Annotated in this window: 16 protein-coding genes and 2 pseudogenes; 8 read left to right on the plus strand and 10 right to left on the minus strand. The window is 57.9% G+C overall.

The window, feature by feature from the left end; all coding sequences use genetic code 11:
• Window positions 1–397 precede the first annotated feature (397 nt).
• The 4 genes from JWR14_RS08680 to JWR14_RS08695 form a co-directional block, all read right to left on the minus strand.
• Window positions 398–2692 (minus strand): FdhF/YdeP family oxidoreductase, encoded by a 2295-nt coding sequence (locus JWR14_RS08680; RefSeq protein WP_299704546.1) that lies wholly within the window; start codon window positions 2690–2692, stop codon window positions 398–400.
• 225 nt (window positions 2693–2917) lie between these two features.
• Window positions 2918–4240 carry an MFS transporter gene (locus JWR14_RS08685; RefSeq protein ID WP_299704549.1) on the minus strand — a complete coding sequence of 441 codons (1323 nt, stop codon included), beginning with the start codon at window positions 4238–4240 and terminating at the stop codon, window positions 2918–2920.
• Window positions 4241–4363: 123 nt separating this feature from the next.
• Window positions 4364–4834: a cyanase gene (gene cynS, locus JWR14_RS08690; RefSeq protein WP_299704551.1), complete on the minus strand. Its 471-nt coding sequence runs from the start codon at window positions 4832–4834 to the stop codon at window positions 4364–4366.
• A gap of 42 nt (window positions 4835–4876) precedes the next feature.
• Window positions 4877–5536: a carbonic anhydrase gene (locus JWR14_RS08695; protein ID WP_299704554.1), complete on the minus strand. Its 660-nt coding sequence runs from the start codon at window positions 5534–5536 to the stop codon at window positions 4877–4879.
• A gap of 124 nt (window positions 5537–5660) precedes the next feature.
• Here JWR14_RS08695 and cynR point away from each other — a divergent pair, with 124 nt between their 5' ends.
• Together cynR and JWR14_RS08705 are read left to right on the plus strand one after the other, a co-directional pair.
• Window positions 5661–6578 (plus strand): transcriptional regulator CynR, encoded by a 918-nt coding sequence (cynR, locus tag JWR14_RS08700; RefSeq protein ID WP_299704557.1) that lies wholly within the window; start codon window positions 5661–5663, stop codon window positions 6576–6578.
• A 702-nt stretch (window positions 6579–7280) separates the two neighbouring features.
• On the plus strand, window positions 7281–8090 hold the full coding sequence (locus JWR14_RS08705) for a hypothetical protein (protein WP_366144516.1): 810 nt from the start codon (window positions 7281–7283) through the stop codon (window positions 8088–8090).
• A 392-nt stretch (window positions 8091–8482) separates the two neighbouring features.
• Here JWR14_RS08705 and JWR14_RS08710 read toward each other — a convergent pair.
• Window positions 8483–9635: pseudogene (locus tag JWR14_RS08710) on the minus strand (PDDEXK nuclease domain-containing protein).
• 1727 nt (window positions 9636–11362) lie between these two features.
• Here JWR14_RS08710 and JWR14_RS08715 point away from each other — a divergent pair.
• Window positions 11363–12463 (plus strand): NAD(P)-dependent alcohol dehydrogenase, encoded by a 1101-nt coding sequence (locus JWR14_RS08715; protein ID WP_299704560.1) that lies wholly within the window; start codon window positions 11363–11365, stop codon window positions 12461–12463.
• 147 nt (window positions 12464–12610) lie between these two features.
• Here JWR14_RS08715 and JWR14_RS08720 read toward each other — a convergent pair whose 3' ends face one another.
• The gene (locus tag JWR14_RS08720) at window positions 12611–13108 is read right to left on the minus strand and encodes a substrate-binding domain-containing protein (RefSeq protein ID WP_299704562.1); all 498 of its coding nucleotides are present in this window, start codon (window positions 13106–13108) and stop codon (window positions 12611–12613) included.
• Between JWR14_RS08720 and JWR14_RS08725 the strand changes: the two are divergent.
• Window positions 13059–13679, plus strand: a pseudogene (locus JWR14_RS08725) (tripartite tricarboxylate transporter permease); the annotation flags it as partial. The gene JWR14_RS08720 and the pseudogene JWR14_RS08725 overlap by 50 nt on opposite strands.
• A 189-nt stretch (window positions 13680–13868) precedes the next feature.
• Here JWR14_RS08725 and JWR14_RS08730 read toward each other — a convergent pair.
• The 3 genes from JWR14_RS08730 to JWR14_RS08740 form a co-directional block, all read right to left on the minus strand.
• Window positions 13869–14204: a response regulator gene (locus JWR14_RS08730; RefSeq protein WP_299704565.1), complete on the minus strand. Its 336-nt coding sequence runs from the start codon at window positions 14202–14204 to the stop codon at window positions 13869–13871.
• A 74-nt stretch (window positions 14205–14278) separates the two neighbouring features.
• Window positions 14279–14917 (minus strand): response regulator, encoded by a 639-nt coding sequence (locus tag JWR14_RS08735; protein ID WP_299704568.1) that lies wholly within the window; start codon window positions 14915–14917, stop codon window positions 14279–14281.
• 333 nt (window positions 14918–15250) lie between these two features.
• Complete coding sequence (locus tag JWR14_RS08740; RefSeq protein WP_299704571.1) at window positions 15251–16681, minus strand: ATP-binding protein; 1431 nt, start codon at window positions 16679–16681, stop codon at window positions 15251–15253.
• A 351-nt stretch (window positions 16682–17032) separates the two neighbouring features.
• Here JWR14_RS08740 and JWR14_RS08745 point away from each other — a divergent pair, with 351 nt between their 5' ends.
• Both JWR14_RS08745 and JWR14_RS08750 read left to right on the plus strand, forming a co-directional pair.
• Entirely contained in the window at window positions 17033–19768 is a 2736-nt protein-coding gene (locus tag JWR14_RS08745; protein WP_299704573.1) for a LuxR C-terminal-related transcriptional regulator, read from the plus strand.
• A gap of 446 nt (window positions 19769–20214) precedes the next feature.
• Window positions 20215–23814 carry a PAS domain-containing protein gene (locus JWR14_RS08750; RefSeq protein WP_299704575.1) on the plus strand — a complete coding sequence of 1200 codons (3600 nt, stop codon included), beginning with the start codon at window positions 20215–20217 and terminating at the stop codon, window positions 23812–23814.
• A gap of 47 nt (window positions 23815–23861) precedes the next feature.
• Here the strand turns inward: JWR14_RS08750 and JWR14_RS08755 are convergent, their stop codons facing one another.
• On the minus strand, window positions 23862–24164 hold the full coding sequence (locus JWR14_RS08755; RefSeq protein WP_299704578.1) for a hypothetical protein: 303 nt from the start codon (window positions 24162–24164) through the stop codon (window positions 23862–23864).
• A 503-nt stretch (window positions 24165–24667) separates the two neighbouring features.
• Here JWR14_RS08755 and JWR14_RS08760 point away from each other — a divergent pair.
• A complete protein-coding gene (locus JWR14_RS08760) occupies window positions 24668–24922 on the plus strand; it encodes an RNA-binding protein (RefSeq protein ID WP_299704581.1) in 255 nt (84 codons plus the stop codon).
• 100 nt (window positions 24923–25022) lie between these two features.
• On the plus strand, window positions 25023–25151 hold the full coding sequence (locus JWR14_RS08765; protein ID WP_299704584.1) for a hypothetical protein: 129 nt from the start codon (window positions 25023–25025) through the stop codon (window positions 25149–25151).
• The last annotated feature ends 569 nt before the right edge of the window (window positions 25152–25720 follow it).

Consider the following 25720-nt stretch of genomic DNA (forward strand, 5'->3'; position numbering starts at 1 on the left):
CGGGTCATCGGCGTCTCCATTAAGATTGATGGAGACTTTAGGCAGTACAGCGATGCACGTAAATTTCAAACTGTGAATCGATTGATACGGGTTTTGGATTTGTTGGGGGTTTTGCGGATGGGTGCGCACGTCAGGTGAACTTCGGAACCGTCGAGTCTGGTGGTGGCCGGCGCGAGTCGGTCTTACAGACTATTTACTGTATTTGGCATTTACAGCCTATTTATTGTAATTGGCAAAAACAGCATATAGCTTGACGTGAGCCAACGCGGGAATCTCTGCTTTCGCCGCTGGATAGCTGCGCAGTTGTTCGGTCACGATCAGGATTCTTCAAATGATTGCACGTGGCGACGCTGTTCAGCCACAACGGCGGGTGCGCCATGCCACGTGCCAACCAGCACTATCCGGCCGCGACCTGCGGCTTCGCGATACGCACCGGGACCGATTTGTATGACGGTGTGCCGCTTTCCGGATCGAAGAAATCGATCGGAATCAGCACGTTGGCCTCCGGATAGTACGCACCGATTGAACCGCGCGCGATCTTGTAGGCGATCACTGTGAACCCCAGCAGGCGCAGCGGACCGTGTTGCGCCAGCGCTGTCTCGATGTCGACCACATCGCCGTGCTCCAGACGATGCTCGGCCATGTCATCCTGGTTCATAAAGATCACGTCGCGGCGCCCGAACACGCCTCGATAGCGATCGTCGAGTCCGTAGATGGTTGTGTTGTATTGATCGTGACTACGTAGCGTCGTAAGCGTCAGCACATCGCCCGACGTGGTCAGCGGATCTTCGTTGACGCCAGCGAACGGAATGAATTGCGCTCGCCCGGTCGGCGTCGGCCAGATACGCTCGGTGGGCGGCAGCGGCAGCCGGAATCCGCCGGGCTTGCGAATGCGTTCGTTGAAACGCTCGAATTCCGGAAACACCGCTTCGATGCTATCGCGAATCCTGTCGTAATCATCGATCCATTCCTGCCACGGCAGCTTGCTGTCCGGCAGCGTCGCACGCGCGATACCCGCGACGATCGCCGGTTCGGAGCGCAGCAACGCCGACGCGGGCGCGAGCTTGCCCCGCGACGCGTGAACCATGGACATCGAATCCTCCACCGTCACCGCCTGCAGACCATTGGTCTGCTCATCGAGCTCGGTGCGCCCGAGACAGGGCAGGATGATCGACTCCTTGCCGACCAGCAGATGATTGCGGTTGAGCTTCGTATTGATGTGCACCGCGAGATCGAGTTTGCGCATCGCCGCAAAGCAGGTACCCGAATCCGGAAGCGCAACGGAAAAATTTCCACCAAGACACACCAGAACCTTCGATCTTCCGTCCGCGATCGCCTGGATCGCTCGCACAGCGTCGTGACCGTGCCCTTTCGGCGGCACGAAGCCGAACGTCTGCTCAATGCGTTCGAGCATTCCGGCCGGTGGTTTCTCCGTGATACCGACCGTGCGGTTGCCTTGCACGTTCGAGTGGCCTCGCAGCGGGCAAATGCCCGCGCCAGCCTTGCCGAAATTGCCGCGCAGAAGCAGCAGATTGGCAATCTGCTGAACGTTCGCGGTTCCCTTGCTGTGTTGCGTGAGACCCATCCCGTAGGTCACGATCGTCGCGTTCGACGCGACATAGGCTCTCGCAACTGTTGTCAACGCGTCGCGCGACAGTCCGCACGACGCCTCGATGTCAGCCCACGACGTCGCATCGAGATCGTCGACGAGGGCTGCGTAGCCGTTCGTATGCATGGCGACGAAGTCGTGGGCGATCACCGAACCGTCGGCGCCTGCGGCTGCGTCGAGCGCGAGAATCGCCTTCTGGATGCCCTTCAATGCCGCGGCGTCGCCGCCCACTTTCACCTGATAGTACGAGGACGCGATATCAGTCGAACTGAACGTCACCATTTCCATCGCGTTCTGGGGGTCGGCGAAGCGTTCCAACGCGCGCTCCCGCAGCGGATTGAACACGATGATCGGCACGCCCCGGCGCGACAATTCATGCAACGTACCCATCATCCTTGGATGATTGGTGCCAGGATTGTGTCCCATCGCGATCAGCAGTTCGCAATGGTCGAAATCGTCGAGCGACACGGTGCCCTTTCCGATGCCGATCGATTGAGGCAACCCGACGCTGGTGGCCTCGTGGCACATGTTCGAGCAATCCGGGAAATTATTGGTGCCGAACTCGCGCGCGAACAACTGGTAGATGAACGCGGCCTCGTTCGACGCGCGGCCGGAGGTGTAAAACTCCGCCTGATCGGCGTGTGAGAGCGACCGCAACACGTGGCCGATGCGCGCGAACGCTGCATCCCACCCGATCGGCTCGTATTTGTCCGTGGCTGCGTTGTACGTCATTGGTTGCGTGAGACGGCCTTCATCTTCCAGTTGATGGTCGTTCCATTCGAGCAACGACGTGACCGTGTGCGCGGCGAAGAACTCGGGCGTCACGCGTTTCTTCGTGGCTTCCCACGTCACCGCTTTCGCGCCGTTCTCGCAGAACTGGAAGGTCGAGCGATGTTCCTTGTCGGGCCACGCGCAACCCGGGCAGTCGAAGCCATCGGGCTGATTCGTGCGCAACAACGTGATCGGCGCGACCATGGCATCCATCTGCTCGCGCACCGCTCTTGCCGTCGCGTTCAAGGCCCCCCATCCGCCGGCCGGGCTGTCGTAACGTTTAATCCCTTGGACCTCGCGCTGCTCGGCCATTTTCGCTCTCCCCAGTGAGTTGGAAACCAGCATGGAACCGTCGATAAGCGTCGTCTTTCACAATAGACGTGAAATATCGGGAACGCACGAAAAACTTTCCGCCCAGCCAATCCATGCAACGGACTCCAATGCCTTTCGAAGCGAGCGGCGCGCCGGTCAGGTTGAAGATGAAAGCCTGGAACAGGTTATGCCTGTCCAGATGACTTTCGGCGTCATGGGCGGTCATTACAGAAACCCCGCGCGAGCATGCTGATCGGTGCCTGACGCCTCGTGCTTATGGGGCGAGAGAAACGGTGTCAACGTCAGCATTCCGAACGAAACTATAAACAGAAGCCAGACAGGAGCCTGAAAAGCCCCGGTTATATCTCGCAGTAAGCCAACAAGCAAAGGTCCGGCCGCCGCGATCAGGTAACCGACAGTCATGGCAAATGCATTCCACGTGTTGGCTTCGTCCGCGTTATGTACGCTGTCGAGTGGCAAGGTCATCCCGAGAGTGAAGCCACCGCCCAAACCGAACGCAGCAACAGCGATCCAGACGTGGGGCATGAGTAACGGCTTCAACGCCAACCCGAGCGTCCCCGCCACTGCGAGCGCCCCACAAACCGCGAGCCACCCGCGACGGTCATGCGCCCGGCTTAACGATCCAAACACGGGAATCCCAACCGTGAACGCCATTGTGTACGTTGCAAGCACGATACCTGCCGACGCCGTGGACAATCCGTGCTCCAGATACATCGGTGCAGTCCAGGACAGCAACGCGAAGAACAAGAAATTGTCACAGGCGAAAAACAACGCGACCAGCCACGCTGTCCGGTTCGTCAGCGGTAATCGTGCAGCGGGTGGGGCCTTGACGGCGACAACCACGGTCCCCCTCCTTTCCCGTATAAGGATTGCGAGTCCCGCGAAATCCGCAATCAGCGCGACAGGCGTCCAGATACCTGTTCCAAGCCGCCATCCGTTTGCGCCAGCCCACGCGGCGATCGGGCCCGTAGCCGCAGCGGAGACCATGCTACTGAACGCAAGCGCGACCGCATAGATGCTCATCATCATCGCCACTCTCGTTGGGAACCGGGATTTGATCAGTCCTGCGAATAGTGTTCCCGCTATCGCGATCCCGGCTCCAACGCCTGCTGTAGTCAGCAAAAGGAACGGGACATTCGATGCGAACGTGCGCGCCGCCATTGAGACAAACAGCAACACCAGGGACGCAAGCAGTACGCTATTTCTTCCAAATCGCCGCGCCAACCACGGGCTCGGCAGCGCCAGCAGACCCATCAGCAGAATCGGGATGGTCGTCAACAACGACGCCATCGCGTGGGAGAGTGAAAACTCCTGACTGATGAGTGGCAATACCGGGCCAATTGAAGCGATGCCAGGCCGAAGCGCCATTGCGATGACGACCATGGCAACAACGAGCAATACCGCTTCTTTCGCATCAGCCGATCTCTCGTGGACAATCTCTATACGAAGCTCTTTCCCGTCATCCTTTCGCGCGATGGCGTTGTGGCCGCTGCGGGGTCCCATTGGTGGCGCTGCGGTATCTTTCATGGCAATACTCCTTCGAAGCATCGAAGCGTTCGGATCGTTCAGAGTGCGAGTCACCATGACACGATTCGTACTCCCTATAAATACTTTGAGAGCCGCGCAACCAGAGACAGCCCCCAAGTTTCCTCAGAAAGGCTTGGTCGGCAGATATTTTCCGTTGAGCGTGATAACAGCGCGCTTGCCGCCATCGGGATCGTCGATGGCCTGAATGTCGAGCTTGAAGTTGATTGCGCTAATGATGCCGTCGCCGAGCTTTTCATGGACCAGCGCTTTCAGCGTCGAACCGTAGATCTGCACCATTTCATAGAAACGGTAGATCGTTGGATCGGTTGGTACACCGCCCGGAATGCTGCCACGCACCGGGATGGTTTGCAGCAGGCGAACCGCGTGTTCGTCCAGCTCCAGCTTTTCAGCCACGACCTTCGCGGCGTCGGCGGGCAGCGGATGCTGGCCGAGCAACGCGGCGGTGACAAAGGCGATGCTCAAGCCCGTGCCTTCGTTGATCTGCTCGAATGTCAGATTCTTGCGGATCTTCGCGTCGATGATCGCGTCGGTCAGCGCCTGACGAGGGGCTTGGCTATGTTGAGATTGCGTCATGATGAGGCTCCTTGAGATGCAGTGAGGTTGAAAAGCAGTTGATCAGGCGGCGAGGTTGAGTCGAGCCGGTGTGGCACAAGCCCGCGGATGGTCCGCGAGGGAAACGAAACTGTTCGTCGCGCCGTCGAGCGTGTCGATCGAGCCTGTTTCGATGTCGTACACCCAGCCGTGCAAAGCCAGATGTCCTTGTTCAAGCGCAAGACGTACCGAGGGATGAGTCTTGATGTTGGCGAGTTGGGCGATGACGTTTTCGCGGACCATCGAGTCGACCCGGTCGCGTTCGCTGTGATGCTCGCGCGCCTCGTTGACGACTTTCGCGGAATCCGCATAATGCAGCCAGTTGCGCACGGCCGGCATATGGTCCAGGCACTGGCAGGTGGCGATGGCCGTCATCGCGCCGCAATCGGAATGACCGCAGATCACCACATCGGTGACGCCGAGTGCCGCGACCGCGTATTCGACCGTGGCGGTCACGCCGCCTGGTTCCGGGCCGTACGACGGTACAATGTTGCCTGCATTGCGGATGACAAACAGATCGCCCGGTTCGCGCTGCGTGACGAGTTCCGGCACAAGCCGGCTATCCGAACACGAGATGAACAAAGTACGCGGGTGCTGGTTCGTGGCCAATCGTTTGAAAAGCTCAGAGCGCTGCGGAAACGCGTCGCGTTGGAACTTCAGGAAGCCGTCAATGATGTCTCGCATGTTTCGCTCCATCCGGGTTGTGTGTTGGGAACCGATGGATGAAGAATGCGCGGATCAAGCTATAGCGTCCAAGACCCGTTTCTTATTGTGACTATAGGCAGCGCCAATAGTTTGGAGACGCCCCATGTTGCTCCGGCACATCCGCTACTTCCTGGCGGTCGCGGAATACCGCAATTTCACGCGCGCGGCCGAGGCGCTGCACGTGTCACAGCCGACGCTCTCGCAACAGATCAGGCAGCTCGAGGAAACCCTTCGCGTGCAATTGATTGACCGGTCCGGCCGGGCTATCCAGCTGACCGACGCCGGCGCGGCCTATTTGCGCTATGCGCAGCGCGCGCTGCAAGACCTGGAGGCAGGCAAGCGGGCGATCCACGACGTGGAGGAATTGAGTCGCGGCACGCTGCGCCTCGCCATGACGCCGACGTTCACCTCATACCTTATCGGTCCGCTGCTTGAGAAGTACCACGGCCGCTATCCGAACATCATGCTGAACATCGTCGAAATGCCGCAGGACCGGATGGAGGCCTTGTTGAACGAAGATGCGCTCGATGTCGGCATCGCATTCAACGAGACGCACTCCGCCGACATCGAAATCCAGGTGTTATTCGTCGAAGCTCTGGCGATGGTGGTCGGAAAGTCGCATCGGCACGCGAAGAAGCGCGCCGCGTTGACGCTTCACGAGTTCGAGAGCGAAACGCTCGTGCTGCTCAACGAAGAGTTTGCTACGCGCCGCTATATCGATCGATATTGCCAGCAGCATGGCGTTACACCGCGCATTGCAATGGAGGCCAATTCGATCAGTGCGATCATCGAGATCGTGCAGCGCAGCACGCTCGCAACACTGCTGCCGGCAGCGATCACTCGTGAGCATAACGAACTACATCTGGTGAATCTGAAGCCGGCGCTGCCGCAGCGAACCGCTGCGTTGCTACTGCGCAAAGGGGCTTTTCGAAGCGCTGCAACGCGGGCATTCATTGCGCTTGCGCTTGAGGAAAGCGCAGCTATTGGGACTTCCAGCACTCGTGACATTACTAGAGCGTAGCCCCAACGTGCTTCACAGAATGGCCGCCTGGAATCCCTCATTAAGAGGAAGCGCGGGCGTGTGCGATCGGCGCTCTCCGCGAACGGAGCTGCCTTCTTCACGATTTTCCCTGCCCACTCTTTGCACTCTCTCAGGAAGGCCGCGCTGGTAACGGATCGCAACCGTTTCGGGCCTCGCCGTAACGCGGACCATGACATGTGGAACTATACTACCGGCTGACCAACCGGCCGTTTTCCCGATATCGGCGCTCGCGCTATCGTTTTGAAAGAAACTGTATAGCCGCGTGTAAGTTACGCATGCACGGGGATCTGAAGCCATTGGCGATGCCGACGTTGCACATAAGCCAACCTTCCCTCCGGACGCGAGAGAAAGCCAATGACGCAGCAATCTGGAAGTGCTCCTGGCGGCCCCGATGACAAGGGACACATATCCAAGACACCCGCCGTTCAGCATGCCCTCGTGCAGGAGAAAGAACGATCACGCGGCATTTTCCTGCACACCGGCTGGAGAAGCGCGGGAACCTGGGTGTGGTCTCGCTTTCGGGCATTGCAGACCGTAACGGCGTTCTATGAGCCCCTTCATCCGATACTCGGCGATATAAGAGCGGCCGATATCCCAGCCTTGGAGCCGACCTGGACCTCCGGTCACCCGACGCTTACGGCGCCTTACTTCACCGAATATCGGCCATTCATCCAGGACAACTTGCACGGTGTGGCCGGGTATCGGAAGAGCTTTAGTACGGATCGCTTCGGGCTCGTGCCCGACGCTGGGTTTCCAGCATTGCAGGCGTACTTGAAAAACCTCTGTGACCAATCGAATCAGGACAAAACACCCGTCTTCAAATTTTGCCGTTCCCTCGGCCGGTTAACGTGGTTCAAGAGTGCGTTTCCTCAGGTAATGCATGCGGTCGTCCTGCGAAATCCCGCATCGCAGTTCGCCTCCGGATGGTTGCTCCATCAACAGTGGAGCAACCCATTTTTCGTTGCTGCTCCGTTTCGCGTGTTGGGCCTCAATCAGGCCGAGCCCATCGTCAAGGAGGTCATTGAGGCGTGCGGCGTTCGCTTGGTCCCTACTCGTGTTACCACGATCGATGAGTATGCGGCGGCCTGCGAGCAGTATGTGCGCACGGTCGAGGGCGAGATTGCCTATCGGGCATTTATAGCGCTGTGGATTCTCGGCGTATTGCGCTCGGCCGGCGACGCGGATCTGCTGGTCGATGTCGATCGGCTGGGACAGTCCCCCGAATACGCCTCGGCGTTGCGCGCGCAAGTTCGATCGCAGGTCGATATCACGCCGGGCTTTAACGGTGCGAGAGATCTTGTGGCGGAGACGAGGCGCAATGCCACGCGAATGAAGGGAATCGACGGGCGCTTGATTCGGCCTATTAACGCCTCTGCATTGAATTTCATGGTGTCGCAGAACGGTTCGATGGGATCGAGGACGGACGTCACCGAGATCATTAAAGAGAAGCTCGCGCTTGCCAGCGAGCTATCGGAACAGTGGCGCTACTAAAGTGCATGTCATGTGTAACGGCGCACATCGGCACGGAGGTTGATTGGACCTGTCAACCGATAAGCCAGCTCGCGCTTTGCAATCGGGACGAATGTACTGAGGGCGGAGGAATCAAAAATGTACTGCTGCCCAGCGAAAATGCTGGTGTCCAAAAATACTGCCGTTGGAATTGTCATCCACACTCCGATGCTGGTAGAAGAGTCAAGCTGACTTGGCCTCAATCCGCGGAGGGCTGGCGACCTTTCCCCACACTTGCGATAACGTTGGTTTGTGATTCAATCGCGCTCAGTCTACGGTGAACGGCTATCGCACATTACGCGGCTCAGCGCCTCGTCCGTTTTGACTCCATGCAACCCACGTCGACGATGCACGGCGAAATCACGAAGAAACACTTAAATGCCGGTTTTTAGGTTAACGGGTTCGTTCGAATGTCGAGCTTCCCATTCGTGACGCGCTTTTGCGAGTTCCTCTGCGAGCAGCTTCTCATCCGGCAAAACTGTGTGATATTCGGCGGCGAGCACCTTGTTTGGAAGTCCCTCCAGCGCGTACCGCGCGACGGCTGCATTCGTGCGAGCGCACAAGATCAATCCAACGGGCGGATTCTCGCCAGGTAAGGTCCAGTGCTCGCGTGCGTAGTTGCAGTACATGTGCATTTGTCCCACGTCAGCGTGATTCAGTTCGGTCAATTTCAGATCAATGATGACCAGGCATCGAAGGCGCCGGTGAAAAAATAATAGATCGACCCGAAACCAACTCTCACCGATGCGCAAGCGTCGCTGACGTCCAACGAACGCAAAGTCGCCGCCCAGCTCAAGCAGGAAATCTTCTAGCCGATGAACGAGCGCGTCCTCCAATTGGGACTCGGAGTATTCGTCCTTCAGATCAAGAAACTCCAGAACGTAGGGGTCCTTGATCGCTTCCTCTGGCGTGACGAAGTCACCCGGCTGTGCCTTGCTCCCTCTTTCCAGCATTGTCCGCTTGTTCTTGGACAGCATGGCTCGGGTGTGAAACTGGGAACTGATTTGCCGGTCGAGTTGGCGCACGCTCCATCCACCTCGAAGCGCTTCGGTCTCATAGAACGTGCGCTCGTCAGTCGAGCGAGTGCGACGCATCAGGTGTACGTAGTGCGTCCACGAGAGGGGGAAAACCGTCGCCAATTGCTCGAGGTCAAATTTCCGAATCACCAATTCGGAATTCGGAGGTGCGCCCGCATTTGCAGATTTCCGAATCAGTGATTCGGAAAATCGCCGCAGGTGGATACGTCTGGTAAAACAGCCGCATCAGTTCAAGGTTGTCTACCCCGAAACCGCGGCCGAACCGCCTGGTCAGATCGCCAGATAGTCGAACCAGCAGCGCTTGACCGTAAGCTGCCCGGCTCCCTCCGTCTTGTTCGAACTCCACGACACGCCGGCCGACTTCCCAATAAGTCGCGGTCATCAGCGCGTTTACGCTGCGGGCAGCAGCTCGGCGGCTACTCTCCAGGATGACGACGATATCGCCGTGAATGCCCTTGTAGTCCGTGCTGCTTAAAAAGATGTCAGTCATTGCTTGTCACGGAACGATATAAGAAGGATGTGTTGCAGCCCGCCCAGAGGAGCTCCTGGACACAAGCTTAGCTGATCCGGCGCAGTAACGACGCGCTACAGGCTCGAAGGCGTTACTTACTTGATCGCATCAGCTCATACCACGTGCATGATGGTCTAACTCCGAATCGTACGTCGCCAGCGCGGAATCTGCCCCAACAAACTCAGGCTTTGCGCGTCCACGGCGATTTATCCCCGGACCCAATGCTTGTTCGCGAGCCGGCTATCGCCGTCGAGGTTGAGCCCTTTCTTTTGCCGCTCGCCTTCGCCAGTGACAATGTCAGTTCCGCAAACAAGTGAGCCAGTGCCTCGGGCTCGGACTCCGGCTGCGACCTATTCGTGAGTGGTCCCGTGGCCTTGTCGAACGCCTTGCGCATAAGGCTGGTGCCAATGTCGGTAGACGCGAGGCCTTCTGCGTCCCTGACCGCCACCTCGACAGCCTTAAGGCTGCAAATACCACCTCGTCACGGTCGTCGCGTGCCAGACTCAACCAAACCCTATCGGCGAAGGCAGGATGCAGCAGCCCCTTCGGGAAAGCGATTGCTGCGCGGAACGTGTCGAACGCCTGGCAATCTCCCAACGCCTCTGCGCGTCGGCTAGCGACGAACCGGCCGCTGCGGCCGTTCGGCTCGCTAGCCTGCAAGATCAATTTGGTCACCTGCAGCCAGTTTCACGCCACTATTGCGCCGGAGTCCATGACGAGGAGACGGGTGGAATCGTCGTCGAAAACGAACGCCACCTGCCCACGAAGAGGATCAAATGCGACGACTCGCTCCGCATATGGCCTTCTTAACACCTCAACTCCGGACGGCCATGGCGGTTCGCCCTGAGCCGCCTTGCCCGCCGGGATTGAGCTGGCTAATTTTGCGAGGACCAATTAGACCCGACAAAGCAAGGCACTGAGCATCCGGGGCTTTTCGTACCGCGCCCCGCGAGCGCCTTGATCTGCGTTTCCTGTGAATGCCGGTTGCGCAAAGCGTTCCAATTTGAAACAGGTGATGCGGCCCGTGTTTGACAGTGTGACCGATTTTGCGACAGTGGAAAGCGTCCATCAGTGGACGATATGCGTTCGATACCTGACGTGACCTTAAGCGCCATACCGTTACAGTCCGGTGCGCAAAACGTTCAGCGACTGGCGCATAAGTTGCTTGATATGTCGCCGTAAAGAACACTAAGTAGCCTCAGCCCTGCACCATCCGGGCTCTGATCCAACACGAACCGAAAGTACCAGCACACCGCGCATCTGATGACGACGCCCGCTGCAAGGTGTTAGCGATTATTCGTTTTCCTCATCGCGCGTTTCTGCGCGACCGACATATGAACCTGACAAGTTCCTGCTGTTTCGACCGTACCGATCTCGCCAGGGCGTCGACCGTGGGCCACGACGCCACTCGGTTGCCTCAGTATGGTCTGGCTACGCCGGTGTGCAGAGTCCTTTGCTGGACGTCGTACGCAGCGCCAAGCCGCCCTCCCAGCCGGGCGATCCTGTGCTCGAAATCATCGGTTGCGGAACTGAAGCGGCCGCTCACGTTCACCGGCGTACGCATAAGAAGAGGAAGAGATTGTCTTCAAGCCCCGGTCTTCCGACTGACCGGGCCACAGCAAGGTTGCATTGCTACCTCGATGGCGTACTTGCGAAATCGCCACGCGGCCCGTTTGCGTATCAACCCTCTATAAATGGAAAATGCCATGCCCTCCATGATGAAAGCAGCTGTGTTCGTCGCACCTGGCCGTATCGAAGTTGCTGAAAAGCCGATTCCCGACGTCGGCCCCAACGACGCATTGATGCGCATCACCACCACCACCATCTGTGGCACCGATGTCCACATCCTCAAGGGCGAATATCCCGTCGCCAAGGGGCTCACGATTGGTCACGAACCAGTTGGCATTATCGAAAAGCTCGGAAGCGCAGTGGTCGGCTACCAGGAGGGCCAGCGCGTGATCGCCGGCGCGATCTGCCCCAACTTCAACTCCTACGCCGCGATGGACGGCTATCCGTCACAAGACGGCAGCTACCTCATCGCCAGCGGCTTGTGCGGATGCCACGGCTACAAGGCGACGGCAGGCTGGCGTTTCGGCAACCTTATCGATGGTACGCAGGCCGAATATGTATTGGTGCCCGATGCCCAGGCCAACCTCGCTCCAATCCCGGACGGCCTGACTGACGAGCAGGTGTTGATGTGCCCGGACATCATGTCGACCGGCTTCAAGGGGGCGGAGAACGCCAACATCAGGATTGGCGACACCGTAGCCGTGTTCGCGCAGGGCCCAATTGGCTTGTGCGCCACGGCAGGCGCGCGGTTGCTGGGCGCCAGCACCATCATCGTGGTGGATGGCAACGAGCAGCGGCTGGCCGTCTCCAAAAAAATGGGCGCTGACGTAACGCTGAATTTCAAGAACTGCGATGTGGTCGATGAAATCATGAAACTGACCAATGGCCGCGGCGTCGACTCGTCGATCGAGGCGCTAGGCACGCAAGGAACATTCGAATCAGCCCTTCGCATTTTGAAGCCGGGCGGCACGCTCTCTAGCCTTGGCGTGTACTCTTCCGATCTGAAAATCCCGTTGTCGGCATTTGCGGCTGGTCTGGGCGATCATAAGATCAACACGGCGCTATGCCCGGGAGGGAAGGAGCGCATGCGCCGCTTGTTAAACGTCGTCGCGTCTGGCCGTGTCGATTTGGGAGAGTTAGTGACTCACCACTACAAACTCGACGACATCGCCGCCGCTTACGACCTCTTTGCCAACCAGCGTGACGGAGTACTCAAGGTGGCAATCAAGCCACACTGAATGCCAGGCTTGAGGTCATGTTCGTAGTCAGACCGGCCGCCCGGCGCGGACGGTCTGGCGAGTTGTTGCATGCCGCAAACCATCTCGGGTAACGGGTGCTGGATCTCGCTCAATGCTTTCAGGAAGGTAAAGATGTTGGGGTACGGCTCAACTCCCCGGCATCATCCCGTTGCGCCGTTTAACCTCATCCGCCTCGGGCGAACCCAGAAATGTCAGCCACTTCTCCGCGATGTCCGCGTGTACCGTTTGGGCAGCGAGCGCGGCGCTGAACACCATGACAATCTGCACCGCGGCCGGCAACGGCCCGAGCACATCGATCCCTTGCAGATGAATCATTTCGCTCAGTTGCTGAAAGCCGAGTTCCGCGCGGCCGTCAGCCACGAGTGAACCGACAGCCACGCCGGGCGGCGCCAGGACCGTGCGCCCGGCGATCTCCTTCGCGATACCCCAGCGCTCGAACAGCTTTTGCAGGTGCGTACCGCTCGGACCAGTCGAATAGCTGATGCTGCCCGCCGTTTCGACTCCCTGCTTCAGCTCCGCTTCCGAGCCAATGCCAGGGCGTCGCGTTGTGCGGTTACGTTCGTCCTGCCCGACAGGCGACCCGGTAATGGCGTTGATCCTCGGCGCGCTGCTGATCCATGTCATCCAGCGGGGACCGCAATTGATCACCGAGCATGCGGATCTGTTCTGGGGATTGATAGCGAGCTTCTGGGTCGGCAACATCATGCTGGTCATATTGAACGTGCCGCTGATCGGCATCTGGGTGAAATTCCTGAAAGTGCCCTACCGGTATCTGTTTCCCTCGGCGCTTTTCTTTATCGCGGTGGGCGTCTACAGCACGAACAATAGTCTGTTCCAGGTGGGCGAAGTGCTCGTGTTCGGGGTAATCGGCGCGATCTTTCTCGCGCTCGACTTTCCAGTGGCGCCAATCCTGCTCGGCTTCGTGCTCGGACCTCTTGTGGAGGAGAACTTCCGTCGCTCGCTGCTTCTGTCGGACGGCCAGTTGCGCGTGTTTTTCGAGCATCCGATCAGCGCGGTGTTCATGGCGGCGTCGGCGCTGTTGATTCTGCTGCAGGTGTATTTCGCTGCACGCAAGGCCTGGCGAAAGCGCACGAACGGGGACGGCCAGACGGCCCTTGCCGGAGCGGGCCTGGACACGGCGACGAGTAGAGAAGTGAAGTTGACGGAAGGATCGCCGGCGTCATCAAAGACTTGATGACGGGGTTGTTTCAGAGAGAACAGAACGTTCTCATGGTCAATGTATCGACCAGGGATGAAGCCAATGAAGCCGGGGCCCATGACAGTTAGCTGTATTCTCAAGTGCTATTCGCGCTCACTCCATCAGGTGAAGACCTGAATCTTCGTCTTGTTCAACCGCCACCGCTTACTTTAAACGCCAACACATTCAGGCGATACCATCCAGCAGGTCCAGCAACGCGTCTCCGTCTACTGGCTTTCTGAAGAAACCTAGTGCGCCTCTGCGCAGATAGTAGTCTTCCGCATGCCCGCTCGGTTTTCCCGTGATCACTATGACCGGCGTGGCCGCGTCCGAATGAACCGTTCTATCGAGCACTTGAATGCCGTCAACCGGACGCATTCCCAAGTCGGTAATAACGCATACCAGACCCGCGTAACCGTCGGAGAAAAAGTCCAGCGCAGATTCGTAGACCCGTGTTCCATAGCCGCCCGAGGCCAACAGGTTCGCCAGCGACGCCAGCACGCGCCGGTCATCATCAATCACGGCAACGGTTCGAACTGGAGGCGTGGGAATTTTTTTTATTCCGGTCATCGCGTCTCACGAAGAATTAATTAACGTCAAACACCGAACGTGGTCATTGACGATGTTTCGAGCTGCAATTTGCTCGCCAGCCTGACCAGCGTGGCAAATGAACCGGCTTGCATTTTTCTCATGATGTGGCCGCGATGTACCTGCACGGTGTATTCGGTGATACCCAATACCGACGCCGCCTGCTTGTTGAGCAGGCCGCTTGCAAGCAACGGCAAAAGCTCCTGCTCACGAGGCGTCAACGATTGGTAAAGAGCCACGAGCGCCGCTGTATCTTCCGCTTCCTTGCGAAGAATGTGCGCGCGAGCGAGTGCCGCGTCAACCGCATGCATCAACGCATCTTCATCGAGGGGCTTGGTGAGGAAGTCAACAGCCCCACCCTTCATGGCAAGGACCGTGGACGGCACATCTCCACTTCCGGAGATGAAGATCACGGGAATCTGCGAGTCCCTGCTGACAAGCTTCTGGACTTCCAGCCCATTCATGCCTGGCATTCTCAAATCCAGGATCAGACATGCAACGGCGTCTTGACGCGGTGTGTCCAGAAATTCCCTGCCCGAGTTGAATGCGTGGACGTCTCTTCCGTTTGCGCGCAACAGAGCACAGAGTGCTTCTCGTACCCGTCTGTCGTCGTCGACCACATACACCAGTTCGCTTGGCGGTTCCATGGACCTCTCCGTTGCCAGGTGAAAATTTCTACTCATGCCGGTACAACCTGTCCACGATAATCTCGCTCAATGTCCCTCTTATCCGGTCGTGTCGACAAAAAATTATAGCCATCGGCATGGTCATGCGGAAGCGCGCCAACCGGGTAGCGCATTACATGAACATGCAATGGCGCCGCCCGATATGAAGTTGTAGGCTTGGGAGTTGTTGCGAAACGTCCCACATGGAATCTGTTAATGCAGGTCTGCAAAAGCCCTGGAATTGACGTGTGGGTGAACGATCCTGCGACGAGAGGAGCTAGTCATCGCGATGAGACCAGGCAGGCGCACACAACGTCAGCGTGCTGTTGTGTTCGACGTCTCTATCGGAAGGCTGAAGCTGAAGGTTACGCCGCGCGACATACTGCGCACTGCCCAAATCCGGCCAGTGTGTGCTTCGATGATGGACCGGCAGATTGCCAGTCCCATGCCCATCCCTGTTTCCTTTGTGGTGAAAAATGGCTCAAAAATCTTCTCGAAGTCCACATGCCCCGTACCGTGATCCTCTACGTCGATCACCACATCGTCCGCTTCGCGGCGCGAGCGAATCACTAGCAGTCTGGGCCGTTCCTCCGTTGCCGCTAAGGCTTCGATCGCGTTGCGCACGAGATTCACGAGCACCTGCTGAATCTGAACCGCGTCCGCACTGATCCTCGATACATTTTCGCCCAATATTGTCTCTAGCGAAACCGCGTTGCGCTGGATGTCGTCGGCCATCAGCGTGCATACCTGAAGAATCAGCTTGTTGATATCGAGGTCGATCTTTTGGAGGACCGTGTGCCTGAAGAGTGCCCGAATGCGGCCTACCACGTCTGCCGCGGAATTCGCGTCACGGAGAACCTGCTCGGCCGAGTATTTGGCCTCTTCGATCTTGGGCGGCGTTGCTGCAAGCCATCGCACACATGCGCGTCCATGCGCCACGATGGCCTGGAGTGGCTGGTTGAGTTCGTGGGCGATTGAGGCGGACAGTTCGGCGACAGCCGCGAGCCTCGACGCCTGCGCCAGCTTCTCCTGCGCATCGCGCAAGGCCTTCGACAATTCCTCGCCGTCATCGAGACCGACATCGAGGCCGAAGAACTTCATCACTTGCGCCCCGGCCGCTTCGGTACTGTGTTGCTCTCTATCGTGATCGATTTCGAGCCGTGAAAGCAGGTCCGGCTCGTCCGATAGCTGCTTGAGGAGCGCGACGAGATGGTGCCGCACGTTTTCGGACCGGCGCGCTCCTTCCTCGATTGCAATGGCCAATCCCGCCCACCGCGGCTGCCGATACTGGTCAGCCAGATAGGCCCGGACAATGATCTGCGCAATGAGGTTGAAGTGGTCCACGAGATACAGCGAGACATCGACCAGAAGTTCTTTCGCAATACGCTCGTCCAACTCTCCCAGCGCGATGTACGTGCTCCAGATTTCTCGCAGCCCCAACCGCAACGCCTGAAGCAGGCTCTGCAGCGGCACGCGTTGATGCTCTCGCCTTTGGCTGATTTCCCGAAAGACATCCATGTCCTGTGTGGATGGAGGCTCGCCCGACAACAGTGTCTCGAACCATACTTTGGCCGACAGCGTGACGGATTCCTGAACATCCCGTTTTGCAGCCGGTGCGAGTAATTTGTATCCGTCGAGCGGCGTCAGTGTCTCAAGCGTGCGTTCGACGACAAGCGTCAGATCGGCTGCGATAGAAGCGGTTTTTTCCCGCAAGTGATTGCTGATTCTTGGAGCTTTGGCGAACACGGATAGGTATCTGTCAGTAACGAGGCGCGATTTCGATTAACAAGGAGCGCCGGTGCAGCGAGTGTTAAAGCTGCGCACCGACCCGTTCCCGCCTGACACCCTGCAATAAGATTTGACGCGGCGTATTATGTGGCAAAAACGAGTCGTTCCCGGCGAAGCGCCTGTGAGCTGTCCGGCAGTGATCGACAAGCGCGCTACCCTTTTCCGGCCCCGCGCTTCGATCTCGATCCAGTGCACACATGATCTCCTGGCGCGGCGCGGTCCGCCATCCCCCGTACAGGGGATGCGCTTCAATAAATTGGGGGATGGTGGCAAGCACGGTCACCCCCACCCATAATGTGTGACTGAAAAATGCGTGTAGTTAAAGAAACGTCCGAGAGCGGGCTGCACCTTTTCCTTGCAACGAAGATCGTTTCGCCGCGGCCGCCGGTGGACTTGATCATTCGTCCGCGACTCGCCGGTCTGGCTGAGTACGCCTTGAGCAAACGTCTCACCGTGATCAAGGCGCCCGCCGGATTCGGTAAAACTTCACTGGCAGTCATCTGGCTCGACCAACTGCGCGCGAACGGTGCGAAGGTGGCATGGCTGTCGCTCGATGCAGAGGACGACGATCCGGCGCGCTTCCTCAATTATCTGGCGCATGCATTGCGACATGCTTGCGGCAATGTAGGCGCCGCCGCGATCAGCCTGACTGCCGATGCCGCATTCGTCCCTCCACACGCCATTGTCGCCACACTGATCAACGAGCTTGTTGCACTCGACAATGAAGTCGTCCTGTTTTTGGACGACTATCACCTGATCGGCCTTCCAGCAGTACACGACGCGATGTCGTTCTTTATAGAAAAGGCACCGCCACATGTGCATGTGGTCCTCTGCAGTCGCACAGATCCACCGCTGCCGCTCGCGAGACTCAGAGCAGGGGGCGGCCTGCTGGAAATCGATGCGTCAGCGTTGCGTTTCGACTTCGATGAAACGAGGCGCTTCGTCGAACACGCATTGCCCGGCATGCTGAACGCTTCCCACATCGAGACGCTATTTGCGAGCACGGAGGGTTGGGCTGCGGCATTGCGCATCTCCCTGTCCGTGCTGTCGCGCGAGGGACACCAACTGGTTCAACGGCGCAATGCGCCGTCAGGTAAGTCGCGGCCGTTCGCCGCCTATATCGAACACATGTTTGAGCGGCTGTCCGCCGAAATGATCGAGTTCATGCTGCGCACGTCGATACTCGACCGGTTGAACGCGCCGCTCTGCGAAGCGATAACGGGCCTGCGCACGAGCCAGCGCATGCTAGACGAAATCGCCGAGGGACATATGTTGTTGCAGGCGCTCGACGGCGACGGGCAATGGTTCCGCTATCACCATCTGATGGGCGAGTACTTGCGCACGAAGCTCGAGGCACAGCACGCCGACGAGGTGGCGGAACTGCATTGCCGTGCGTGCGAGTGGTACGGCACGCAGGAGTGGTGGACGGAGGCAGTCAAACATGCAATCGCCGCGGGCATCACAGATAACGCGATTTGCCTGATGGAGCGATGCGCGATGGCGCTAGTCAAGAAAGGCGATCTGCTGACGCTGCTTGCTTTGCAGCGCCGGTTTCCCGCGGGTCTGGCCGCTGCAAAGGTGAAAGTTACGCTGGCGATCGCTTGGGGAATGGCGCTTGCCATGCATTTCGAAGAGGCGCTCGCGATGCTCGATGCGCTCGAACATGAAATCCCATCCCACGCTAGCGGCGAACCCAAAGACATCTGGTGGGAATGCCAGGCGATCCGCTCGGTCGTCGCGGGACTGAAGGACGATCCCGAGCGGGCGCTCGCTATCGCTGAGCCATGCCTTGAGCGACCGTCTGCCGATATTTGGACAACTAATGTGGCATCCAACGTCGCGCGCTTCGGGCATTGGAAGCGCGGCAATCTCGAAGCGCTTTACGCCACCCCATGGATACCCTATTCAATCGAAGAACGTCAGCGCAACCTGTATTCTTCGGTCTACCGGCTGTGCCTGCTAGGACATGCCGAGATGCAACAGTTGCACTTTGGGCTTGCCGAACGGTATTTCACGGAATCGATGCAACTGGCGGAACGCCATGCCGGTCCGGATTCGATCCCGGTAGCGCTGTGCGCGCCGATGCTCGGACAGATCTGGTACGAACAAGGCCGGCTGAACGAGGCTGAAACGCTCGTTGGCCGGTTAATGCCGGTTATTGACGTTGCGGTCTTGCTCGATAGCGTGTTAATTGCTTATCGCCTCCTCGTCCGAATCGCAATCGCGCGTTCGGATGTGAGCCAGGCATACGGATTACTCGATCGGGCGCAGGCGCTGGGTACTGCACGTCAATGGGAGCGGATGACTGCCGCTGCCCTTGTCGAACGCATAGGGCTATATCTTGCGGAAGACAGGATGTTCGAGGCCACTGCGTGCCAGGCGCAACTCGATCAGCTGGCGCGCTCCAATGCCCATCCTTCACGTTCCATCTCTTTCGAAATCGAGAACTATCGTGCGCTCGGAGCGGCCTCTGTTGCCGCGGCCCAGTACCGGACCGAAGAGGCCATAGCAATGCTGAGCGCCGCGCTGCAGAACGCCGAGCGACGACATGGGGATGTCCTGGCGATACGTTTGCGAACCTTGCTTGCGCTAGTCTGGCTGGCAGCGAACGAACGCACGCGTGCGATCGAGGTCTTTCTCGACGTCCTGAAGGTCGCCGCGCCCGCAGGCGTGTACCAATCCATTCTCGAGGTAGGTCCGGACATTGGATCGTTGCTGCAGGCCGTTTGCGAAGACGCGCAGCACACGGCGCAAACGAACGGACTGATCCCCTACGCTAATCATCTGCTCGATGGCTGGCGGATGCTTTATCAGCCCGGCGGCAACCGTCCGCGCGACACTGAGCGCGGATCGCTTAGCTCAAGGGAGCGCGAAATTGTCGACTTGATTGCCCGAGGACAGTCAAACAAGGCAATCGCGAATACGCTTGGGATTGGCGCTGAAACCGTCAAGTCCCATGTAAAGAGCATCTTCATGAAACTAGGCGTCGATAAGCGAGCTCAAGCCGTTGCACGTGCGCGGGACCTCGGTCTTGTGGGTCCATAAAGACGACGTTGCCGATCGTGCCGACGGGAAATTATAGCCATCGGGATCGTCACCTGGAAGCAGGGGCAGCATTACATGAATATGTAATGGCATCACCGGATGTGAAGTTGCAAGCTTGTCCTCGCATGTTCATCGGCTCTACCGAAGATCGCTGATACGGCGCGCTCGGACAGGCACGACAACCATCAGCCCGACTATGCGTGTCATGGCGGTGTGCGCGACCAGAACCCGTCACTACTACACAGAATAACCGGCGACGCGCCCCACTCAAGTTGTAAGCAAGGCACCCTGGCGCCCGAAAAAAACCATTGGCGTGAGGCCGCAGAATAGTGCTATCCAACGCGCCGACGAACTCCGAGGTTGACATGCTTACTATGTTGATACCACGCTCGTCGCGGGCTGCCGCACTCAGCGTCGCCATAGCCGGTGCGTCAGGAGTGGCAGGGTTGCTCGAACCTGTTACGGGTTGCCTCAGCCTCATTTTGGTTGTCCTGTTCGCGCATTTTCTCGGCCGCAGCTTCGGGCGTCTCGCCGTGGGTTTCGCCTCGCTTGGGATCGTCGGAGCAATGTTCGCTTCCAGTCACCCTCCTCCAGCCTCCGACTCTGTCAGCCGTTGCGCTACCGCGATCGTCACCATCGCCGCAGCATGGCTTTGTGCGGAGCTGGTTTCCCGACGCCCCCGGCAGCCGGGCTCAACAACCCGACTCAAGGATGACCCGCTCGACCTGCCGATTGATCAGCTCAGCCGGAATATCTGGTCTCGATCCGGAGATGGCGAACTTGAATACGTCAGCCAATCGATCCTGGACTATTCGGGGCGAACGTTTGAAGAACTGCGCTGGCTTCATACGCTTACGCATCCGGACGACGCAGGGATCCCGGCGCAAGCATTTCAACGCGCAAAAGAAACGGGAGAAGCCCAGGAATTTCAGTGCCGCTACAGGTCAAGGGCCGGGACCTACGAGTGGTTTGCGGCAATGCTTCACACACAACGTGACCGGCACAACAAAGTCTCCCGCGTGTACGGTATGCACTGGAACATCAACCAACAAAAAAATGAGGAAGAGCGACTCCGCGAACAAAACCACACGCTTCACAGCATCAGCAATCTTTTTCCCGGCCACGCATGGACCGCGCTACCCGATGGCTCCGTTGAATACCTAAGTCCTGGCCTATGCGAATACACAGGCATGAAAGAAGTGCATAGCTACGACACTTTCCGGGCTGCAATCCACCCGGATGACAGCCAGGCAAATGACCGGTATTGGGACGCACTCGGGGCCGGCAACGAGCAGGGAGAGCTTGAGTTCCGACTCAGGCGGTCGGACGGCATCTACCGATGGTTCCTCTGCCGCGTCAAAGCCATCAGAAGCGACGGTGGCCGGCTCCTGCGATGGGTCGTTGTGAGCTGGGACATACACGACCGGAAGACCGCGGAATCTCTTCTTCGAACCGAAGAGGAAACCTGTCGGCGAATCGTGGATAGCGTGCCGGCATGCGTCTGTGTTGGCAGACCCACCGGCGAGCTTGTCTACGTGAATAAAGTGGGCGTAGCCGCGCTGGGAAGACCGCTGGAGGAAATAGTCGGAGACGGATGGATGACTTCCATTCACCCCGATGATGTACAGGCCGCGCGGCAACAATGGAAAACGCGCATTGCCGCGTGTGAACCGGTCGACCTTGCCGTGAGGATGTTGCAGCACGATGGCGTATACCGCTGGCAGCGTCTACTAGCCCGGCCAGCGCGCGCCACGAACGGGGACCTCATCAACTGGTACCTCGTCGGAATAGAAATCGAAGAAACCATCAAGGCTCAACAGGCTCTAGCGGCAAGTGAGAGAGAAGCCAAGGAGCTGCTTGACCGGTCACCGGGCCGCTTCGCTACCCGGACAGAGCAAGATTTCGACTACATCAATCAGGAGATTCTTGAGGAAGCGGGAACCACACTTGAGGGCATACAAAATCTCGGCTATCTGACTTTCATTCACCCCGATGACCGCGACAGGGTCAAGGAGGGTCATCTTCGCTCTGTTCAGGAAAAGTGCGCGCACGATACGACCTACCGATGGGCAGACTGCGACGGTAATTATCGATGGCGTCACTCGCGCTCCGTTCCTTATTTCAACGAAGACGGAAGTGTCTACAAGTGGTATTCGGTGACTATCGACATTGATGATCTTTACAAATCCAAAGAGGTCATCCGTGAACGTAAAGTTCAACTGAATTGGCTGACAGAGAATGTTCCGAGCCTGCTCTGGCGTACGGACGCCCGTGGCCGCCTGGAATATGTAAACAAGCGTGCTGAAGACTACACGGGACTACGGCTCGGTGATCTGATCGCGAGCGGCTGGCTCCGCCTGGTGCACCCAGATGACGCTGCGTCAACATTTAAAGCCTGGCAAGATTGCCTCGATGGCGGGAGACCTTACGACTCGGTCCATCGGTTTCGCGCGGCCGACAACACGTATCGCTGGTTTCAATGCAAAGGGTCTCCCGTGCGGGATGCCCACGGTGAGATTGTGAATCGGTATGGTCTTTCGACGGATATCCACGAGCGCCAGTTAGTGCAGGAGACCCTTCGCAAGGAAGAGCTTAGTTTGCGAAGGCTCGTCGATGCATTGCCCGCGATGATCTGGAGAGCCACACCGCAAGGACATGTCGACAGATGGAATCTGCAGATGCTGACGTTCATGGGACAGAGCGAGGAGGAATTCGACAAGGAAATGTTACTTCGCCGCATCCCGGAAGCTGACCGTCCCCGTGTCCGTTCGCGTTGGAAGCGAGCTGTCCAGGAAGGTGTGTCCTATCAGGACACGTACCAGGTTACTGGCGCCGATGGGAAACCGCACTGGTATCTCGCGCGTGGCGAGCCGTTTCGCGACGAAAGCGGACAGATCCTGCACTGGTACAGCGTGTGTACCGACATCAACGATCTGAAGCAGATGGAAGCAGTACTCGAGCAGCGGGAGTATCAGCTGCGTGAGTTTATCGAGACCATTCCGGGCATGCTCTGGTGCAATGACCCACAAGGCAAACCCACTTACATCAATCGAAAAACTTTCGAATTCCTTGGCCTGAGTGCTTCGCAGCTCGTGGACCGTGGCTATGAGAAAACCATTCATCCTGACGACCTGGACTGCCTGCTTCAGGCGTGGACACACGCGATCGAAACTGGCGAACCGTACTACCACGTTGCCCGGCTTCGCCGGAAAGACGGGATTTACCGGTGGTACCAGCACACCGCTGAAGCAATGAAAGACTCAGACGGCAACATTGTTCAATGGTATGGACTCAGTCTTGATATCGACGAACGCAAGCGTGCGGAGGACCGGCTCAGACAGACGCAGGCTGAACTCGCTCGGGCAACCCAGATTGCCACGGTTGCAGAACTCTCGGCGTCCATCGCACACGAACTCAATCAGCCTCTCACGTCCGTTATAGCTAATGCGCAGGCGTGCAAACGGTGGCTCGCAGCGTCTCCGCCCAACTTGATGGAAGCCAGGGCTTCCGTGGAGAGCGTGGTTCGGGATGCCCGTTCCGCTGACGAAACGATGCAATGCATTCGCGCACTGTTCAGGCGACAAACTTTCCAGAGGAGGGAATGGAATGTGAAGGACATGGTTCTCGAATCCGTCAGACTGCTACAGGAAGACGAAACCAGGCGCACCGCCGACATTGAGTTCGACTTGCCCGATGGTCTGCCTCCGGTGTTCGTCGACCAGATACAGATTCAGCAGGTCCTTCTCAACCTTGTTTCGAACGGGATAGAGGCCACGGAAAACTCAGGACGGACACCTAAGATTCTTATTAGCGCGAGCTCTATAGACGAGCGATCCGTGCTGCTCGAGGTTATCGACAACGGTTCGGGCATTGTTGGTGGAGACAGCATATTCGACGCATTCGTCACGACCAAGAGCAAGGGAATGGGCATCGGGCTTGCGGTGTCCCGCTCTGTTATTGAAGCTCACGAGGGTCGGCTTGCCGCCGCCAACAACGAAGGTTACGGAGCAACCTTCAGCGTTGTCCTACCCGTCTTACCTGTCTAGGTTTCCCAACAGGAGGCGGGAGCCAGGCGATTTTCGCCGGTGTCGAATCATGCCTTCACACGTAGAGCGGCGTTCGCCGCGACCAATAGACCCGCGTCATGCTCGCGAAGCGTTGCCTCTACCTCATCGAATGCCTCTTTCAGCTCGCGGCGCCCCGACTTCGTCGAGTTTCCGCTACCGCGGATGACTTCGGCCTCGTTCTTCAGTCGCTTCACGAGCTTCGTCGCGCACCGGCTGTCAAGGACCGCGTTTTGAACAAAGCCGTTGATCTGGCCTATCAGCGCGGACAGCGTCGGTTCGGTCGATTGATTCAGACGCTCGTCCGCGTCAAGAAGCGGTCGCTCTTTCATCTTGATTCTCCGGTTAGCACCACTTGACCACCACCACGCATTCGATTGCCCACCATGCCACACACGCCAAACGGCATCTTCGGAGGCGACGATGCGAGTCTTTGTGTCAGCTATTTTTGCGCTTTGATCAGGCGTTGGCAGAACCAACATATATCGTTGTGCCCGGCCGAGACATTACATGTTTATGTAGTCGCCAAGGCGCCCGTTCTCAATGATCAACAAGCGTCGAGCGCCAATAGCCTGGCTGGATTGATTCCAGATTCATGTAGTAGTCGTCCGTCGCTCCACCCATTATCATCAAATAATATGCACTCTTAACCGTCAAAATATAATCACCACGTGCCGATAGTGCTGATCTCTTCACCCTGGTGGAAGTCTCCTTGCTCTTTGCCGCACCCCTACAACGATCGCGGTTGGGGTCCACTCGTTTTCAGTGCATAGGGGCGCCAACGGGGATCTCATGATCTCGCAGCACACGGTCAGACAACCAGAGGTGTAAAGACATGAAACTATGGATCAGTAATCTGCCGCCGAACAAGAGCGACGAAGACGTCCGTGCATTTGTGCGGAAATATACGCAGGTTGAAATCGACGCAATGACCCGCATTGACGGCGATGGCTCACGCCCTGGTGTGCTGATTGATATCGATGGAGCCACTCAATTGATGCTATTGGCCATGCAACAGCGATTACACCAGCTGTATTGGGATCAACATGAGCTCGCCGTTCACATCATGTCCTTCTCGGACCAAGGCTAAGCGCCGGGCAAAACGCGGCCTTCGTGCAACATCGCCGCGAAAGCCGGCATGGCATGCCTTGACGGGTTCGAATTGAACGGCATTTTTAAAGGAAAACACGATGCTTATCTTGAAGATCACGCTGGCAACAACGCTGACCGTGGCCGGTCCGCCTCTCCTCGCGGCGGTGTGTTTGTGGAGCATCGGTGCGATTGGACGCATGGCGAAGGCCGTCAGGCAAACCTTTTGACAAGCGTCGCGTTGCGCAACGTTCACGGAAGCGCTCATCGAATTGGTTCTCACGATCGCCCTCACAGTCATGCGCCGTCTGCCTAATTGCCCGTATATTAATTAACTAGTAATACATCACAGCGGTGTCAGACCAGGTGGGCTGCCGGTGATATTCAGCGAAGACGCCACCGTGATACCGCCCCGATGGCACAACATAAACATGTAATAACGGTGTCGAACCCGGCTTGCTACCATTGGTCCGTCGAAGATCAATGCACGTCTCACATGGCCCCGTCCGATGTCAATATCTCGTTGGCTCGTAACGGAGAAAAGTGCGCGTGGATTCCAGTCAACCACGAGGGTAATCCGGGCAAACACTAAAAGGGCAATCGCGAGCGACAGGACCACTGAGGTTGCTTCAATCGAGAACCTTTCCGCTCAAAACCAGCATGTTCAGCAGCCAGAGAGAGACAACATGACCTCCACCATCAACCCTATCGTCAATCACACGCTCCGGACGAACGGCATTCGCCAGCATTATCCCGATTGGGGTAGCGGCCCAAAGGACGCACCATGACCTTGCCTCAA

Origin of the sequence: Caballeronia sp. (assembly GCF_028292365.1) — a bacterium.
Lineage (GTDB): Bacteria > Pseudomonadota > Gammaproteobacteria > Burkholderiales > Burkholderiaceae > Caballeronia.